General features: G+C 72.9%; 12 protein-coding genes. 3 read left to right on the top strand and 9 right to left on the bottom strand.

From position 1 onward, the window contains the following. Nucleotides 1-146: 146 nt before the first annotated feature. The 3 genes from PSU4_RS11350 to PSU4_RS11340 all read left to right on the top strand — a co-directional run bounded on the left by PSU4_RS11350 (nt 147) and on the right by PSU4_RS11340 (nt 3,242). The gene (locus tag PSU4_RS11350) at nt 147-725 is read left to right on the top strand and encodes a DUF3558 family protein (RefSeq protein WP_147106190.1); all 579 of its coding nucleotides are present in this window, start codon (nt 147-149) and stop codon (nt 723-725) included. Nucleotides 726-1,167: 442 nt separating this feature from the next. Further along, the gene (locus PSU4_RS32750) at nt 1,168-2,484 is read left to right on the top strand and encodes a hypothetical protein (protein ID WP_147106187.1); all 1,317 of its coding nucleotides are present in this window, start codon (nt 1,168-1,170) and stop codon (nt 2,482-2,484) included. Further along, nucleotides 2,481-3,242: an ESX secretion-associated protein EspG gene (locus PSU4_RS11340; RefSeq protein ID WP_147106184.1), complete on the top strand. Its 762-nt coding sequence runs from the start codon at nt 2,481-2,483 to the stop codon at nt 3,240-3,242. The genes PSU4_RS32750 and PSU4_RS11340 overlap by 4 nt, the downstream gene beginning before the upstream one ends. A gap of 10 nt (nt 3,243-3,252) precedes the next feature. Here PSU4_RS11340 and PSU4_RS11335 read toward each other — a convergent pair whose 3' ends face one another. The 9 genes from PSU4_RS11335 to PSU4_RS11295 form a co-directional block, all read right to left on the bottom strand. Beyond that, nucleotides 3,253-3,684, bottom strand: a complete 432-nt coding sequence (locus tag PSU4_RS11335; protein WP_147106181.1) for a hypothetical protein — start codon at nt 3,682-3,684, stop codon at nt 3,253-3,255. Between the two features lie 109 nt (nt 3,685-3,793). Beyond that, nucleotides 3,794-4,810: a C40 family peptidase gene (locus tag PSU4_RS11330; RefSeq protein ID WP_147106178.1), complete on the bottom strand. Its 1,017-nt coding sequence runs from the start codon at nt 4,808-4,810 to the stop codon at nt 3,794-3,796. A 7-nt stretch (nt 4,811-4,817) separates the two neighbouring features. Continuing rightward, the gene (locus PSU4_RS11325) at nt 4,818-5,405 is read right to left on the bottom strand and encodes a hypothetical protein (RefSeq protein ID WP_147106175.1); all 588 of its coding nucleotides are present in this window, start codon (nt 5,403-5,405) and stop codon (nt 4,818-4,820) included. Between the two features lie 3 nt (nt 5,406-5,408). Then, nucleotides 5,409-7,403 (bottom strand): hypothetical protein, encoded by a 1,995-nt coding sequence (locus PSU4_RS11320; RefSeq protein WP_147106172.1) that lies wholly within the window; start codon nt 7,401-7,403, stop codon nt 5,409-5,411. After that, the gene (locus PSU4_RS11315; protein ID WP_373866043.1) at nt 7,400-10,408 is read right to left on the bottom strand and encodes an ATP-binding protein; all 3,009 of its coding nucleotides are present in this window, start codon (nt 10,406-10,408) and stop codon (nt 7,400-7,402) included. The genes PSU4_RS11320 and PSU4_RS11315 overlap by 4 nt, the downstream gene beginning before the upstream one ends. After that, complete coding sequence (locus PSU4_RS11310; RefSeq protein WP_186816881.1) at nt 10,395-10,919, bottom strand: hypothetical protein; 525 nt, start codon at nt 10,917-10,919, stop codon at nt 10,395-10,397. The genes PSU4_RS11315 and PSU4_RS11310 overlap by 14 nt, the downstream gene beginning before the upstream one ends. A gap of 4 nt (nt 10,920-10,923) precedes the next feature. Continuing rightward, nucleotides 10,924-11,193, bottom strand: coding sequence for a hypothetical protein (locus PSU4_RS11305; RefSeq protein ID WP_098959545.1), 270 nt, complete (start codon nt 11,191-11,193; stop codon nt 10,924-10,926). Between the two features lie 338 nt (nt 11,194-11,531). Further along, on the bottom strand, nt 11,532-13,811 hold the full coding sequence (locus tag PSU4_RS11300) for a (Fe-S)-binding protein (RefSeq protein ID WP_147106170.1): 2,280 nt from the start codon (nt 13,809-13,811) through the stop codon (nt 11,532-11,534). A gap of 179 nt (nt 13,812-13,990) precedes the next feature. Then, nucleotides 13,991-15,157: a hypothetical protein gene (locus PSU4_RS11295; RefSeq protein ID WP_147106167.1), complete on the bottom strand. Its 1,167-nt coding sequence runs from the start codon at nt 15,155-15,157 to the stop codon at nt 13,991-13,993. Nucleotides 15,158-15,714: the final 557 nt, after the last annotated feature.

Genomic DNA, 15,714 nt, shown 5'->3' with positions numbered 1-15,714 from the left:
AGTTCGGCTTGAGTCCATCACGCTCAACTTGCTTCACTCGGCCCAACGACCGGCATCCCCGCGATGTTCCCGGCCCCGCGACAATCTTTCCGGGGCACTTCTCGACCGTCCGGCGACAACCTCCGACCGGTCCTAGGGTGAGCGTCATGACCGTGCCCGGACGCCGCAGAACGCCGACACGGCGCCGGACCGCGGTCGCGCTCCCCGTCCTCGCCGTCCTCGCCGTGCTGCTCGCCGGCTGCACCAGCATCGTCGCGGGCGAGGCCGCGCCCGTCGCCGGTGGACGCGAGACCGTCGACCAGATCCGCCAACGCATCGACCTCGGCTCGCTCGACCCCTGCGACATGGTCAGCCCCGCCCAGCGCGCCGCCCGCAACCTCGGCGACGCCGAACCGCTCAAGGACAGCGCCTCCCTGCCCGCCTGTCAGTGGCTGGGCAAGGGCCGGTCCGCCGACAGCGACCGGATCACGTTCCGGCTCAACGACTCCGTCCGCGACCGGGCGGGCGACACCGGCGCCCGGGTCACCGACATCCTCGGCTTCTACGCCATCGAGCTCCCGTCGACGACCTACCACGCGTGCAACCTGCTCGTCGACGTCGCCGAGAAGCAGACACTGCAGGTCACCCACCTCGCCGACGCCGACCCCAGCGGCGACGCCTGCACCTCCGGCCGCGACTTCACCGAGTCGGCGCTGCGCACCCTCACCCGCATCAGCCGCCGCTGACCCCGCGGCTCGGCGGGCTCAGCGGCTCAGCTGCTCAGCGGGCTCCGCGGCTCGGCGGGCTCAGCGGCTCCGACGTGTTCATCAGCGCTCTCGCGTCGCGCTCATGACACGCCCGCCACGAGACCGACCGCCGAGCGTGTCACCAGCGCTCGTCTCGGACTCTGACGACACGTTCGATGTCGACGGCGACGGCGACGCACCTGCCCACGGCGCCGGGCCCCGGGGCCCACCCACCTGCCGGCGAACGTGTCATCAGCGCGCATGCGTCGCGCTGGTGACACGCTCGCTGCGACGCCGTTCCCCCGAGCGTGTCGTCAGCGCTCCCGTTTCGCTCTCGTCACACGTTCGGTGGCGACGACGGCGAGCGGCAGGGCCGTTCGCACCCGAACACGGATCTGCGCGACCCGCCCACACCGGCGCGTCGGCAGGCGACGATCCGCGCATGCTCGGGATCAACTACCACCGGTACGAGGGCTTCCCCCTCGCCGAGAAGCTGAAGTGGCTCGGCGAGGGGCCCGGCAGTTCCGCGATCGCGACCCTCCACCAGGGGATGACGAACCTCGGCGGGAAGTTCGCCGACTCCGACCAGGAGCTGCGACGACAGCTCGAGCCGCTGGGCGTCGCGTGGCAGGGCCGCGCCGCCTCCGAGGCCGGGGCCGCGGTGACCGCCTCGGCCGCCCGCGCGGAGGCGCACTCCGATGCCGGCCGCGCGGCGGGGGCGTCGGTCGACGGGTACGGGATGTCGTTCGGGGAGATGAGCCGCCACGTCGGGGGGTCGGGCCGCGATCTGGTCGCCATGGATGTGCGGCGGGCGATGTCGTTGCCCGCGGGTGCGCCGTTCGTGCTCCTCGGCCCGATCGGCGGCCCGTTCGCGCTGATGGCTGCGGAGGCCGACCACCGCGAGGCGGTCGAGCAGGTCCGGACGATCGACGCGAAGGCCAACGCCGCGTTGTACGTGCACGAGGACACCTCACGGCAGGCGCTCGACCGCTTCCCGGTCGCCGGGAATGCGCCTCCGGCCGGCGCGCAGACCGGTGGAGACGGGGGAGGCGGGGGCTTCGGGGGCGGGGTCGGCGCCGGTGGGACGGGCAGCGCTGTCGGGACGCCGCCGGTGGGTTCTGTCGGCGACCTCGCCGTGCCGCGGCCGCCCGGCGCGGTCCCCGGGCTGCCCGAGAGCCCTGCCCGTCATGTCGATCCCGGCGTGCTTCCGCCGGGCGTCACGGGCGGGACGCGTGTCGACCGCACCTCACCGGCGAAGGTCCCGAACGTTCCGCCACCACCCCGGGTCCCCGGTCCGCCACCCGGCCCGATCCGGCCGGACCTGCCCGTGGTCCCCACCCCGGGCCGACCCACCGTCCCCACCCCGGGCCGATCCACCGTCCCCACCCCAGGCCGATCCACCGTCCCCGCCCCGGGCAGGTCCACCGTCCCGACGCCGGGCTGGTCCCGCGGTGCGGACACGTCGACCGGGCGGGGGTTCGCCGACAAGCTGCTGCGCGCCGGCGGCGGGCAGGGCGTCGCGGAGCCGACGTCGCGCACCCCGGGGGGCGCCCGGGACGCCCTCCGGCCGGTGACCGCGGCGGGTCGTCCGGGCGGGAGCGGGCTGCCCGGCGGCATGTACCCGCCGATGGCCGGCGCCGCGGGGAGCCGCGGCGGGAACGACCGGCACACCCCGCGCTACCTGGTGCCCAGCTCGGCACCGTTCGACGTCGACACCCCGCACGTCGCGCCGGTGATCGGCGGGGAGGAGTGTCGATGACCGTCGACTGGGACGCGGCGACCGTGCTGTCGCTGACGGAGTTCGAGGTGGCGTGGGAGGCGGCGCGGTTCGACGAGACGCCGTGGGAGCTCGACCCGCCGCGGCACGGGCGGACGTGGGAGGAGCGTCGGGAAGTCGTCGACGGGGCGTTGGCGGCGTTGGCGGCGCGCGGGCTGGTCGACGACCGCAGGCCGGTACCGCGGCTGGCGGCGGCGCTGACGGTGCTGGACCGTCGGGAGCTGTCGGTGGACGTGCGCATCCACGGGACGACCGTCGTCAGCGCGGTGGCGGCCCGGTACCGCGGCCGTGCGGTGCTGGCGGTGCGTCACGACGGTGAGATCGCGCTGGCCGACGTGGCGCCGACGCGGCTGTCGCGGGCGGTCGTGGAGGTGGTCGGGCCGGTGTCGGCGGCCCGCGGACGCACGGTCAACGTGCGGGCGGGCGACGTCGAGTCGTCGGTCGGTGCGGCGGGCGACGACCCGGGAGCGCTGGTCGACGAGCTGGTCCGCCGTGGTGTCGAGGCGGGCGATGCGGCGACGTACGTCGCGATGCACCGCGATGTCGACCGGCACGGCATGGTCGGGGTGTGCGTGGGCAGGCGGCGGGCGCCGTGGCTGATCGGGCTGCACCGCACGTCGTCGGGGCACGTGGTCCGGCTGCGCAGGCCGGCGGGGGACGGGCGTGACGTCGTCACGGTGGCGCCGGTGGACGGGGCGGGGCTGGTCCGCCGGATCGACGAGCTGATCGCGGCGGCCTGATCGGGAGGTCTCAGAGTTTGCGGGCGGCGCGTGGCTCCACCCGGCCTGCCGACGGCGGCGGCAGCGGGTCGGCGATCGGCGCGAGCACGCGGTGGCTCTCGGGGTCGTCGACGACGCCGTCCTCGGCGTCGCGGTAGACGAGCTCGCCGTCGGGGCCGAGGTCGGCGAGGTATCCGGCGAGGGCGAGCTGGTCCTCGTCGAGGTCGGTGAGGGCCTCGTAGCGGCAGGGCGCGACGCGGTACTCGGGCCATTCGAGGTCGCCGTAGGCGTCGTGCAGGTCGGCGAGCAGCCCGGTGAACACCTGCTGCCAGCGCAGGGGCATCGACTGGGCCAGCGAGCGGGGCACCACGAGGTAGTCCTCGCTCGCGCCGCGCGCCGGCCGGTCGAGGTAGTCGCGCAGCGGCGTCGTCGACGCCGGGCTGTGGGGTTCGTCGCGTGCCATCGAGCCTGCTTCCGGTCGTGCCCTGCCGGTGGCCCGCCTCGCGGCGTGCCGTGCACCCGATGTTTCCACGGCGGCCCCGACGCGGCCCGTGGGGCGCGCGAAACGTCGGTCACGCATCGTTGCGGGTGGTGCCGGGGCGGGTCGCGAAGGGGACGAGCTCGCGGTAGTTCCACGGGACGGGCTGCACGCGGACGGAGGCGCCGGTGTAGGGGGCCTCGACCATCTTGTCGTCGCCCATGTAGAGCACGACGTGGTGGATGGTCGAGGGGTCGCTGGGGTCGGTCGCGTAGAACAGCAGGTCGCCGGGCTGCGCTTCCCGGACGAGGACGTGGCCGCCGGCCCGGTACTGGTCGCGGGAGACGCGGGGCAGCTCGATGCCGGCGGCCTGGAAGGCGCGCAGCATGAGCCCGGAGCAGTCGTAGGTGTTGGGGCCGGTCGCGCCCCACACGTAGGGCTTGCCGACTTCCTTGAGCGCGAACCCGATCGCCGTTCCGGCCGCGCCGGCGGGGAGGGTCGCGGTCTGGGTGGTGCAGCGGGCGGGGAGGACGGAGACGTCGGCGAGCTGCCCGACGAGCGCGGCGGCGAGGCCCTCCCACTTGGCGTAGGCGTTGGGGAACGCGGAGCGTTGCACGGTCTGCGCGGCGACGGTGACGGGCAGGGACTCCCATCCGGGGACCTTCAGCAGCCGGTCGATGAAGATGCGCGTGCTGTAGACGGGGTCGGTGACCTGCGCGGGTGTGCCCCAGCCCTGCGAGGGGCGTTGCTGGAAGAGGCCGAGGGAGTCGCGGTCGCCGTAGTTGATGTTGCGCAGGGTGGATTCCTGCATGGCGGTCGCGAGGGCGACGAGCCAGGCCCGCGGCGGGGCGCCCATGTCACGGGCGACGGCGATGATGGTCTGGGCGTTGCTGCGCTGCTCGTCGGACAGGTCGGCGAAGGTGGAGCCGGAGCGGCCGGCACCGTCGGAGACGCCGACGCCGGTGTCGCACACCCCGCTCGACGACGTCGTGGCGCCGCCCCCGCCGCCGATCGTGAACGCGATGAAGCCGACGCCCATGAACAGCGCGAGGGCGGCCGCGATCGCGACGACGGGGACGAGCAGCCGCAACGGCCGCAGTGGGGTGACCACGGCGGGATCAGCCCTCGTCGGAGTCGGCGACCCGCCAGCCGGACCCGTCGTCGACGACGAGCAGGATCAGCGTGATCGTGTCGGTCGGGACCTTCACCTGCACGGACGCGGGGGACACGCGGGTGGCCTCGGGTGGGCCGGTGACCGTGCTCGCGGGCACGTTGCCGGGGTCGACGGAGCCGAGGACGCCGAGGTACTCGTCGGTGGTCCAGGGGCGCAGCCGGGCGAGCCATTGCTCGGTGGTGGTGCCGGCGGGGTGGTCGACCCATGCCGACGCCCACGACGAGGCGGCCGCCAGTGCCGCTTGCGGGGCGGCCGTGAGCGGCAACGTCGTGGGGTTCAGCGGCACGACGGGGGGCAGCACCGACGGCGACCCGGCGGTGGCGGGCCTGCCGTCCGATGTGGATGGGCCGGAGGTGTTCTGGCCCGGGGCCGACGGGGCGGAGCTGCGGCCCGAGGTCGCGGCCCAGCTGACCCCCGCGGCGAGCACCAGGACGACGACGACCGTCCCGACCAGGCGCAGCGGCGAGTGCAGCGGCCACTGCCACAACGAGCGGTAGGCGGCGGCGCGACCGCGGGGGGATCGGATCGGCACGGGTCAGCGGTCCTCGGTCCGGCGGTACGCGGTGCGCGTGGGGGTCCGGGTGCCGGTGCGCGCCGGCCGATAGATGCGGTACACCGAGACGCCGTCGACGACCTCGGGGTCGAGTGCCGGGGTCCGGGGCCGCGGCGGGGTGGCGTCGGGTCGTCGGTAGATGACGCGTTCGTCGACCTCGCCGGGGTCGGAGCGGCCGGGGACGCCGTTGGTGCGGGCCGGGGCCCCGCCCGCGCCGGCGGGCAGGGCGCGCCGGCCGGACGCCCCGATCGCGGCCGCGCCGCCCGGGGTGACCTCGCTGCGCCGCCGGGGCTGGCGGGCCGCCGACGCGCCACCGACGACGGTCGCGGTGGCCATGACGGTCTCGGGACGGCCGCCGTCGGGGTCGCCGCCCGTCCCGCTCGCCTGCCGGTCGGTCCACCAGCGGGCCTGCCGGTCGTCGACCGGGCCGCCGCGGAACCGCCGCCACACCCCCGACATGGGCCCGGCACCGACGCCGGGCACGATCCCGCCGAACTGTTCGCGGGTCAGCGACACCATCGACACGAGCCGTCGGAACGGCCGCGCAACAGCCCACATCACGACGGTCACGACGCCGGTGACCAGCAGCGCGAGCCACAGGTCGATGCCGGAGTCGGGCCGGAACAGCGACACGACGAGCAGCGCGTGCAGCCCGGCGAGCGCGCCGACGATGAGCGTGTTGACGATCGCCGCGCCCGCCACCCGCAGCAGCGCGGGCAGCAGGTCGGGTTTGAGGATCGCGAGCACCGCGATGGCGGGCGCGCACATCACCATCAGCCGCAGCAGCAGCATCGCGACCAGGACCAGCACCTTGGACAGCAGCTGGAACAGCGCGATGCACAACGCCTGCACGACGGCCAGCAGCCCGGTCCCGATCCGGCTGCCCGACTTGCCCTGGAAGTAGGTGTAGCGGTCGCCCAGCTGGCCGGCGATCGTCGTGAACTGGTTCTTCTTCTCCTGCGCGAGCGCCCCGGTGTCCTTGCCGTCGAGGACCTCGTCGATGGTGAACGTCTGGGCGCGCAGCAGGTCGCGGCCGAACTGCTGGGCCTGCGGCACGTCGGGGGAGCCGAACTCGCCGCGCTCCCAGTTGCGGTAGATGACCTGGTCGACGAGCACCGTCGGCAGGGTGTCGCGGTTGCCGAGGCCGATCTGGGAGAGGAAGCCCTCCTGCATCTGCGTGACGCCGTCGAGCAGGAGACCGTCGGCGGCCTTCGACCAGTCGACCGGTGCCAGGTAGGCCGCGGACCCGATGAGCAGGGCCAGCGCCGCGAACCCGGCGCGTTGCGCCTGTCTGGCCAGGTCGCCGCGCATCGCGAGGACGATCAGGACGACGGCGAGGATCAGCAGGGCGATGCCGACGAACGTCGTGAAGACCGCGTCGTACATGGCCTTCGTCGCGGTGGTGATGATGTCGTCGAGCGGCGTGAGCAGCGCCCCGCCGGTCGCGATCAGGTAGTGCGCCCAGTTCACCCCGGCGACGGTCAGCTTCGCGATGTTGAACGTCTGGTTGCCGAGCCACGTGTCGGTGGTCGTCGACGGGTTGAGCACGGCCTGGCCCGCGCAGCCGAGGTCGTAGTTGTGCCACACCATGCCCGCGTAGCCGACCTCGCGGTACACGCTGCCGGGCTCGCCCGCGTCGGGGCGCAGGGCGTCGAGCGAACCGACGAGGCCGGTGCCGGGCCGGTCGGGCTCCGGCGCCTCCTTGCAGTCGAGCGACTGCGCGATCGCCGGCGTCCCGATCAGCGACGTCCCGGCCATGATCGCGACGACGACCAGCAGCGCCGACGTGCGGACGGTCCGCGGCGGGCGCACCCCGTCGACCTGCGGGTCGGGCAGGAACGTCGACGCGTCGCCGACGTCGAGCACCGCGGTGCGCCGGGCCCGGACCCGCCGGCGGTGCGCGGCCACGATCGCCGCGAGCACGACGAACACCACCACCCACGGCCCGGTACCCGCGAGTCCGTCCGGCGGGGTCACCGCCCCGCCTCGCGCGAGGCCCCGACCCCTGACCCTCCGCCGTGCACCGGCTCCTCGGGCACGTAGCCGTCGTCGAGGTCGAGATCGTCGAGCAGGTCGAGGTCCTCGTCGGCGAGCAGGTCGGTGTCCTCGGAGACGATCATGCCGCGTTCGGTGACGACGTCGTCGGTCCCGACCGGGCCCAGGACGACGCGCTGCCCGTTGCGTAGCGCACCGAGCTCCTCGGGGTCGATGTCGTCGCCGTCGAGGTCGAGCCGGCCCGGCGGGAGCCGCTGCGGGGGCCTGCGGTCGGCGGGCTCGTCGGGGGCGCGGACCTCCAGCGGCCGGACCTCGACGGGCGCGCCGGACACGGCGATGCGGCTGGCGTCGGGGTTGGTGTCGAGCGCCTCGCGGACGTGCTCGAGGTGCGGCGCTTCCAGGTCGATGCGAATCTTCTCGACGCCACCGTGCCCGTCGGCGAACACGAACTGGCGCGGTGTGTCGTCGGGGCGGTCGTCGTGGCGCGGCCGCGGCGACAGCGTCCCCAGCATCTCCTCGTAGCCGACGCCCGTGGGCACCCGCAGCAGCCGCAGCGCGTCGGTCTGGGCCTCCTCGTCGTCGGTGCGGCCGACGAACACGGCGTTGACCAGCGACGCGAACCCGGACACCCGCAGCAGGTCGCCCGCGAGCTGGGAGGCGAACAGGGCCCGGACGTTGAACTTGCGGGAGTCACGGGCGAGCCGGTCGATGAGGACCTTGCCGGTGGGCACCTGCGACAGGAAGTGCGTCTCGTCGAGGGCTACGCCCTTGCGCATGTTGCGGTCGGCGTCGTAGATCGTGCGCTGCGTCAGCCACGACGCCAGGTTGAGCAGCTCGACGGCCAGCGACTCCGAGTCCGTCCACTCCTCGCGGGGGCTGCCCGGCCGGGGCAGCGTCATCCCCTGCATGGTGAGGACGGTGAGCCGGAAGTCCTGGTCGACGGCCCACGGGTCCTCGCGGGAGGTGTCGGGGAACAGCAGCGCCGCCTGCGGCAGCTCACGACGTTCCTCCAGGAAGTCGGCGACCACCCCGGCGTGGTCCTCGCCCTCGCGGGCGTGCCGGCGCAGCGCGTCGATGACCAGTCCGGGGTGCCGGTCGGGGGCACCGCCCACCTCCCGGACCGCGCGCAGCAGCACGATCCTGGTGTGCGGCATACGCGCCACGTCGAAGGGCAGCAGTCCGGTGAGGACGTCGAGCACCAGCCGCCGCCGGGTGGCCGCCGCCAGCGACTTCTCACGACGCCACGCCCGCTCGGGATCCTCGTCGTCGGCGAAGTGCTCGAACCGCGGCTCCGCGACGACCCGGTACGGGTTGAGGATGCCCGGGTCGGCGCGCAGCAGGTTGATGTGGCGGGAGAACGGCGCCAGCTCCGGGAGCCGCGTCAGCTCCGCCAGCGGACCCGACGGGTCGAGCACCGTCCACCGCGCCCCCGCCCGCAACGTCTTGTAGACGACCAGGCCCGTCAGGAACGACTTCCCGGACCCCAGACCGCCGACGATCGCCGTCAGGCCCGAGGCCCGCCGCACCTCCTGCGCCAGCCACGGGTCCCACGCCACCGGACGCCGGGTGGCCGTGCAGGTCTCGCCGATCATGATGCCGCGCCGGTCGCCCACGCTCGCCGTCGCCGCCGGGACCGCCGCGGCTGCCCACGTCACCGACCCGCGACGCCGGTAGGCCGTCGACGCCAACGGTTCGCCCGGCACGAACTCCCGCGCGTACCGGTACTGCGCCTCCGGGTGCTCGATCTGCACCTTCGGCCGGTAGATCTCCAGGACCTGTTGCGCGCGTTGGACCGCCTCGGCCTCGTCGCGACCCGCGACCGCGACGCGCCACCACCCGTACAGCCGCGTGTTCAGCTGGGTGAGACCGCTGGTGACCTCGTCCTCCACCTCCAGGACCCGGTCGGCCTGCCGCGCCAGCGACATCGGCGGCTCGAGGTCGTGATCGTGGGTGTAGTGCCGGATCTGGCTGCGCACCTTGCCCATCTGGCGCTGCAGCTCACCCGTCACGTCCTCGGGACGACGGATGTACATGCGCGCCGACCACTCGACGGGGAACGGCAACCGGTCGGAATGCTGCATCCACGGGTCGTCGACCTCCGGGATGCGCAGCCCCTCCATCAGCCCCAGCGACAGCACCGCGACGTTGCGCTGCACCGTCTGCGACCGCAGCCGGCCAATCACCTGCACCGTGGGCGCGTACGGCTCCTGCAGGATCGAGACACCATCGGTGAACGCCGCGAGATCCTCTGTCTCCCAACGGCCCGTGCCCTCCGGCACCGCCGCGAGCGTCCGCGGTGCCGGCAGCCCGAGCGCGACCGAACGGTGCATGAGCCACGCGATGTCCTCCGCGGTCGCGGGCACCGCGTCGAGCCCCGCCCCGGACACCAGCACGTCGAGGTGGTTGACCTCCGACTCCAGCGCGGCCAGCTCCGCACGCGCCGCGGCCGGCAGGAACCGGTCGAGGACAGGAGCGGCGATGTCGGCCCAACGGTCGAGCATGCCGCGCCCCGACACCTCGATGCCGAGGAAGACTTCCTTGTCGCTCATCGACAGGCCCATGAGGTGGCGCTGCTCGCCCTCCAGGAACCCGTCCCAGCCCAGCGCACCCGCGACGTCGGGCATGCGCCCCAACGCGTTGTGGTCGAACGACTCCGCCCACATGTGGACGGGATACGGCCGCGTCGTCACCCGTAGGTGCAGCCACCGCCCCTGCAGCTCACCCAGCTGCGCCGCGATCTGCCGGATCAGGATCTCGCGCTGGACGTCGCTGCGGAAACTCCACGCCTGCGCCGCCAACCGGTACCAGGCCATGACCTGCGTGCCCGTGCGCGTCAGGTGCCCGTCGATCGACCGCAGCGCGATGTCGGGGGTGAAACCGTCGGACTTGAGCTCGCCCGCCAGCGACCGGCCGCGCCGGCGCTTCGGCGAGGACGTGGCGCGGGAGTCGCGGTCACGCGCGTCGTCGGCACGCTTACGCCGGGCCACCGCGGCTCCCGTTCACTCTCCGACTGCCGTTGACATGGTCCGCGACCGTGCGCGCCTGCGGCGTCCGGGCCGCCAGGACCTGCTTACGCGGCGTGGCCTTCCGCACCTGCGCCGGCGTTTTCGTCATCGCGACGGCCTGGCGCTTCGACCGCGGCAACGAGCTGTGCACCCGCACCCGGCCCGCGCGCACCGGCCCGCCCCGCGTCGCCGTCGCCGGCCGGGGCCCGGTGACCTCGTGCCGGAACAACGCCACGATCTGGCCCAACGGCCGGTCGTAGTTGATCCGCTTGCCCAGGAACCGGGTGATCACGATCGTCAACAGCAACGACCAGGCCACCGAGAAGAAGTCCAACGAGATGCCCAGCCGACGCTGGACGAACATGATCACGACCATCACGGCGAGCCCGAGACCATAGCTCACATAGCGCGCACGCCACGGGAACGTGGCCCGCGGCGGACCGAGCCACACGGCGTCGACGCGGTACACCTCGTCGTCAGTGCGGACGAGCACCCCGTCACCTGGCGTCGGTGATCAGCGACGCCAGGAACGACCCCACGGCGGGGCCGGTGCCGGACACCGCGATGCCGAGGGCCACCAGGCCGACGATCAGACCGATACTGCGCCGCGCGACGCCGGCATTGTCACCGCGCCCGCCGATCCACAGCAGGATGATCGCGATGCCGAGCAGGATGAGCGGAACGATGTTGTTCTGGATCCAGCCCTGCAGACCTCCCGTCGACACCTGCGCAACCCAGAAGGTCACCCCTTCCGTGGTGGCGCTCATGCCGACCCCTCCCCATGACGTCCAGCCCGCGACCAGCGCACGCTACCGTGCCCGGCCGGTGGCCGGGGTTCCGAGTCAAGCATGCTCAGGAGAGGAAAAATAAGCGTCAAGCGGCGACAACGTCCGGTTGTCGGAATCGGTCATGAGCGCACTGCGACGGTCCCGCGACACCTTCGACCGAACGTGTGATGCTCACGCAGGGCGAGAACACTGTTACGGACAGCGTTCGGCCGAACGGCTGTGTCGCGTCTCGCTACCGAACAGCGCGATCGTCCTGAACCTTCCGCGCTCACGACGACGGCGGCGGACGGGATGCCCGTCCGCCGCCGTTGCGTACCTCAGGAGGTGGCGTCCTCCGTCGTGTCCGCCGTCGCGCCGGCCACGGCAGCCCCGTTGGTGGCCGGGTCGCCACGCTTGACCGCCGCGAGCAGCATCTGCGACACGTCCTGGATCTGGACGCCCGCGCCGCCACCCTCGGCCTGCTTCTCGGTCAGGCCGTCCGACAGCATCGTCTTGCAGAAGGGACAGCCGACGGCGATCGTGCCGCCGTCGCCACCCACGCCCGACAGGGTGTCGAGCGCCTCGGTCGTGCGCGTGACGTTGACGCGCTGACCGATCCGCTCCTCCATCCACATCCGCGCACCGCCCGCACCACAGCACATCGAGCGGTCGCCGTGACGCGGCATCTCGGTGAGCGTCGCCCCCGCGGCCGCGACGAGCTCACGCGGCTCGGCGTAGACCTCGTTGTGCCGGCCCAGGTAGCAGGGGTCGTGGTAGGTGACCGGCGCGGCCTTGTCGGCGGCCGGCTCCGCGACCGGGACCAGCTTGCCCTCGCGCACCAGCTTGTTCAGCAGCTGCGTGTGGTGCACGACCTCGTAGTGCCCGTCGAGCTGCGGGTACTCCCGGCCCAGGGTGTTGAGGCAGTGCGGGCACGTCGTCACGATCTTGCGGGTGCCGGGCTCGCGGCCCTCGAACACCGCGTTGAGCACCTCGACGTTCTGCATCGCGAGCATCTGGAACAGGAACTCGTTGCCGGACCGCCGGGCCGGGTCGCCCGTGCAGGACTCCTCCGGGCCGAGCACCGTGTAGCCGACGCCCGCGCGGTGCAGCAGCTCCGCCGTCGCCCGGATCGTCTTCTTCTGGTTGTCGTCGAACGCGCCCGCGCAGCCGACCCAGAACAGGTACTCGGTCTCGGCCGACAGCTCACCGTCGAACACCGGGACCTCGAAGTCGAGGCCCTTCGTCCACTCCAGGCGGTCCTTGGCGTTCTGACCCCAGGGGTTGCCCTTGTTCTCCAGGTTCTTGAACAGCACACCCAGCTCGGACGGGAACTCCGACTCGATCATGACCTGGTGGCGACGCATGTCGATGATGTGGTCGACGTGCTCGATGTCGACGGGGCACTGCTCGACGCACGCACCGCACGAGGTGCAGGACCACAGGACGTCGGGGTCGATGACGCCGAACTGCTCCGCGGTGCCGACGAGCGGGCGCGCCGCCTGCTGCGGGTTCGAACCCGGCACGCGGCCGAAGCCCGACTCCGGGACGCCGTGGCCGTGCCCGTTGGTCGCGGCCTCCAGGACGTCGAAGTCGACCGACTCGACCTCGGGCAGCTCCTGGCCGCCGATGATGTAGGGCGCCTTCGCGAACAGGTGGTCGCGAAGGTCCATGATCACGAGCTTCGGCGACAGCGGCTTGCCCGTGTTCCACGCCGGGCACTGGCTCTGGCAACGACCGCACTCGGTGCAGGTCGCGAAGTCGAGCATGCCCTTCCACGTGAAGTCCTCGATCTTGCCGCGACCGAAGATCGCGTCCTCGTCGGGATCCTCGAAGTCGATCTTCTTGCCGTCCGACATCATCGGCAGCAGCGGGCCCAGCGCCTTGGGCATGCGCTTGGCCGAGACGTTGATCGGCGCCGTGAAGATGTGCAGGTGCTTGCTGTAGGCGACGATCACCAGGAACACCAGCATGACGCCGATGTGCAGCAGCAGGCCGACCGTCTCGACGACCTCCAGCGCCCCCTGCGGCATCCCCTCGAACAGGTGGCCGAGGCCGATCGACGCCCACGCACCCGACTTGTACGGGAACACCCCCAGCGCCGACGACGCGGCGCGGAACAAGAACAGCGTCCACAGGACGTTGAAGATCATGAAAAGGATCAGCCACGCCCCGCCGGTGTGGCTGCCGTAGAACCGCGACGCGCGCGCCTCACGGGCCGGTGCGTTGCGCAAGCGGATGACCGCGAAGACACCCAACGAGAGCAGGCACAGCACCGCGATCGTGTCCTGCAGGAAGCCCAGGACCGCCCACCGGCCGACCCACGGGATGTGGAAGTCGTGGTCGAACAGCGCGCCGTACGCCTCGAGGTAGACCGTCGCCAGGATGACGAAGGCCCAGAACGTGAAGAAGTGCGCCAGGCCCGGGACGGACCACTTCAGCAGCTTCCGCTGACCGAACACCTCGACGAACTGGGCCCGCACCCGCGCGCCGAGCCCGTCGCGGCGGGCGTCGTCGGGCTGGCCCGACTCGACGAGCTTGTAGACCTGCATCGCGCGGCGGCCGGCGATCGCGACGGCGGCGACGGTGATCACCAGACCGATGATCAGTCGGACCAACACGTGTTCCTCCTCGAACAGCCGGGACTCCGCGTGTGGTGGGACGCGGCCCGTTGCGGCGGGAGGGTAGCCCTCCGCACCTCCGGGCGCCGACCAGCACCCGGTCAATTGTCTAACTAGTTACTGGAGAGTAACCCAGCGGAGGTGAAGAACGTAACGCAGGAACCGGACGACGGCCCCCCTCAGCAGGACTGGAAGCCGGTCACCGAGTAGCGACGAGCGTTGTCATCGGTCCACGCCACCGTGACCCGGCCCAGCTGCGCCCCCGCGGCCGCCGCCCACGCCGAACCGCAGGTCGACAGCGTGTACGTCGGCTCCGAGGTCATCGGCGCCGCATCGCTGCGCACACTCGTCACCGGCGCCGGCCCACCCGCCGACTCCCGCTTCTGCCACACCGCGGCCACCGCCGCAGCACAGTCGGCCGTCCCCGTCGCCGCCGTGAGCTGCGTCTCGGCAGCCGGGCCGACGATGCGGCACAACGGCTGCGGGTCGGCCACCCGACCCGAGATCACCCGGTCGAGCAGCGGCGGCACCTCCTGCGCGTTCGGCACCCCGCCGACCGTCGCCCGCACCTCGTTGCCCGCCTGAATCTCCTCCTGCAACTGTGCCTGGGTCACGTGCGACGCCGTGATCGAGAAACCCACGATCGACAGCGCGCACAGAACAGCCCCCGCCGCCGACAACTGCCAACGCGGCAACCGCAACAGCCCCGCCAGCAACAGCGCCAGGCTCAACGCCAACGCCCACGCCCACGGGTTCTCCTTCGTGAACACCACCAGGGCGCCGACGAACGCGATCCCCGCGACGTGCCACGTCCAGCCCTTGAGCAACCGGTCAAGCCGCAGAATCGACAGCAGCACCAGCGTCCCGAGACCGATCGCGAACGGCGGCCACCACTGGTGAACGGGCCTGTCCGGGTCGAGGGTCGGGAACAGGAAGAACGGGATGAGGAGCACGGCCGCGCCCGCGATGCCGACGCCGATCGCCAGCCGCCAGCCGCGCGCCCGCAACCACGCCCACACTCCGCCGGACAGTGGCTGCTGCTGTGGTGGCTGCTGCTGTGAGGGCTGCAGCTGTGGTGACTGCTGCTGCAGTGAGGGCGGCTGCAGTGAGGGCGGCTGCAGTGACTGCGGCTGCGGCGGTGAACCCCACCCGGGAGGCGGCGGGTAGCCCTGCTGCTGACCCGGCTGCCCGGGGGCACCCGGGTGGTACCAGACGCCGTGAGGAACGGGGGTCCGCTCGTCGTCGTGCACGGGGCCGCTGCCCTGCTTCGACATGTCGACGGTGCGCCCCTCCCCGACGGCGGGCGGGCCCGGCTCCGGCGGCTGGGGCGTGCGCGGCTCTCCCATCGGCGGCCAGCCTACTTGCCGGCGCCACCGCCGTCCGTGTCCTCGCCCCAACTACTGGTGATCATCATTTGTGGTGCCTGAGCGACGTGCATGGCACTCAAGCACCAAACTTGGCGATCACCCCAACGCCCGAGGCCGACCGAGGGCCCGCTCGTCGCGCCACCACGCCGGCCGAGGCCCCTCCGCCGACGGCCCCCAGGCCTCCGCCCTGCTGCTCCTCCCCGGGGCCAACTCCCGCCGTGATCACCGTATGTGGCGCGTGAGCGACGCAGATGACGCTCATGCACCAGCACTAACGATCACCGGGTGGCGAGGCCCGACCGACGCCGGCTCGCCCCGAGAGGGGCCGCGCCGAGGGTGGGCCGCCCCGATGGGGGCCGCGCCGAGGGTGGAGCCACGCCCACGCGCCCCACGCCCGCGGCCGGCGAGCCCACGGCCGGCGAGCCCACGGTCAGCCACTCCCACGGTCGGCCACGCCAGGGTGCGCCACACCGCGGCCGGCCGCGCCCACGGTCGGCCAGCCCACGGTGCGCCACGCCGCGGTCGGCCCCGCCCTG

The organism is Pseudonocardia sulfidoxydans NBRC 16205 (assembly GCF_007989085.1).
GTDB classification, from domain to species: Bacteria; Actinomycetota; Actinomycetes; order Mycobacteriales; family Pseudonocardiaceae; genus Pseudonocardia; species Pseudonocardia sulfidoxydans.
This window is presented reverse-complemented; position numbering and strand designations above follow the sequence as displayed.

Coding starts and splice junctions, on each gene's coding strand:
- PSU4_RS11335 (WP_147106181.1), bottom strand. CDS start 3,684: ATGGCACGCGACGAACCCCACAGCCCGGCGTCGACGACGCCGCTGCGC.
- PSU4_RS11295 (WP_147106167.1), bottom strand. CDS start 15,157: ATGGGAGAGCCGCGCACGCCCCAGCCGCCGGAGCCGGGCCCGCCCGCC.
- PSU4_RS32750 (WP_147106187.1), top strand. CDS start 1,168: ATGCTCGGGATCAACTACCACCGGTACGAGGGCTTCCCCCTCGCCGAG.
- PSU4_RS11305 (WP_098959545.1), bottom strand. CDS start 11,193: ATGAGCGCCACCACGGAAGGGGTGACCTTCTGGGTTGCGCAGGTGTCG.
- PSU4_RS11350 (WP_147106190.1), top strand. CDS start 147: ATGACCGTGCCCGGACGCCGCAGAACGCCGACACGGCGCCGGACCGCG.
- PSU4_RS11340 (WP_147106184.1), top strand. CDS start 2,481: ATGACCGTCGACTGGGACGCGGCGACCGTGCTGTCGCTGACGGAGTTC.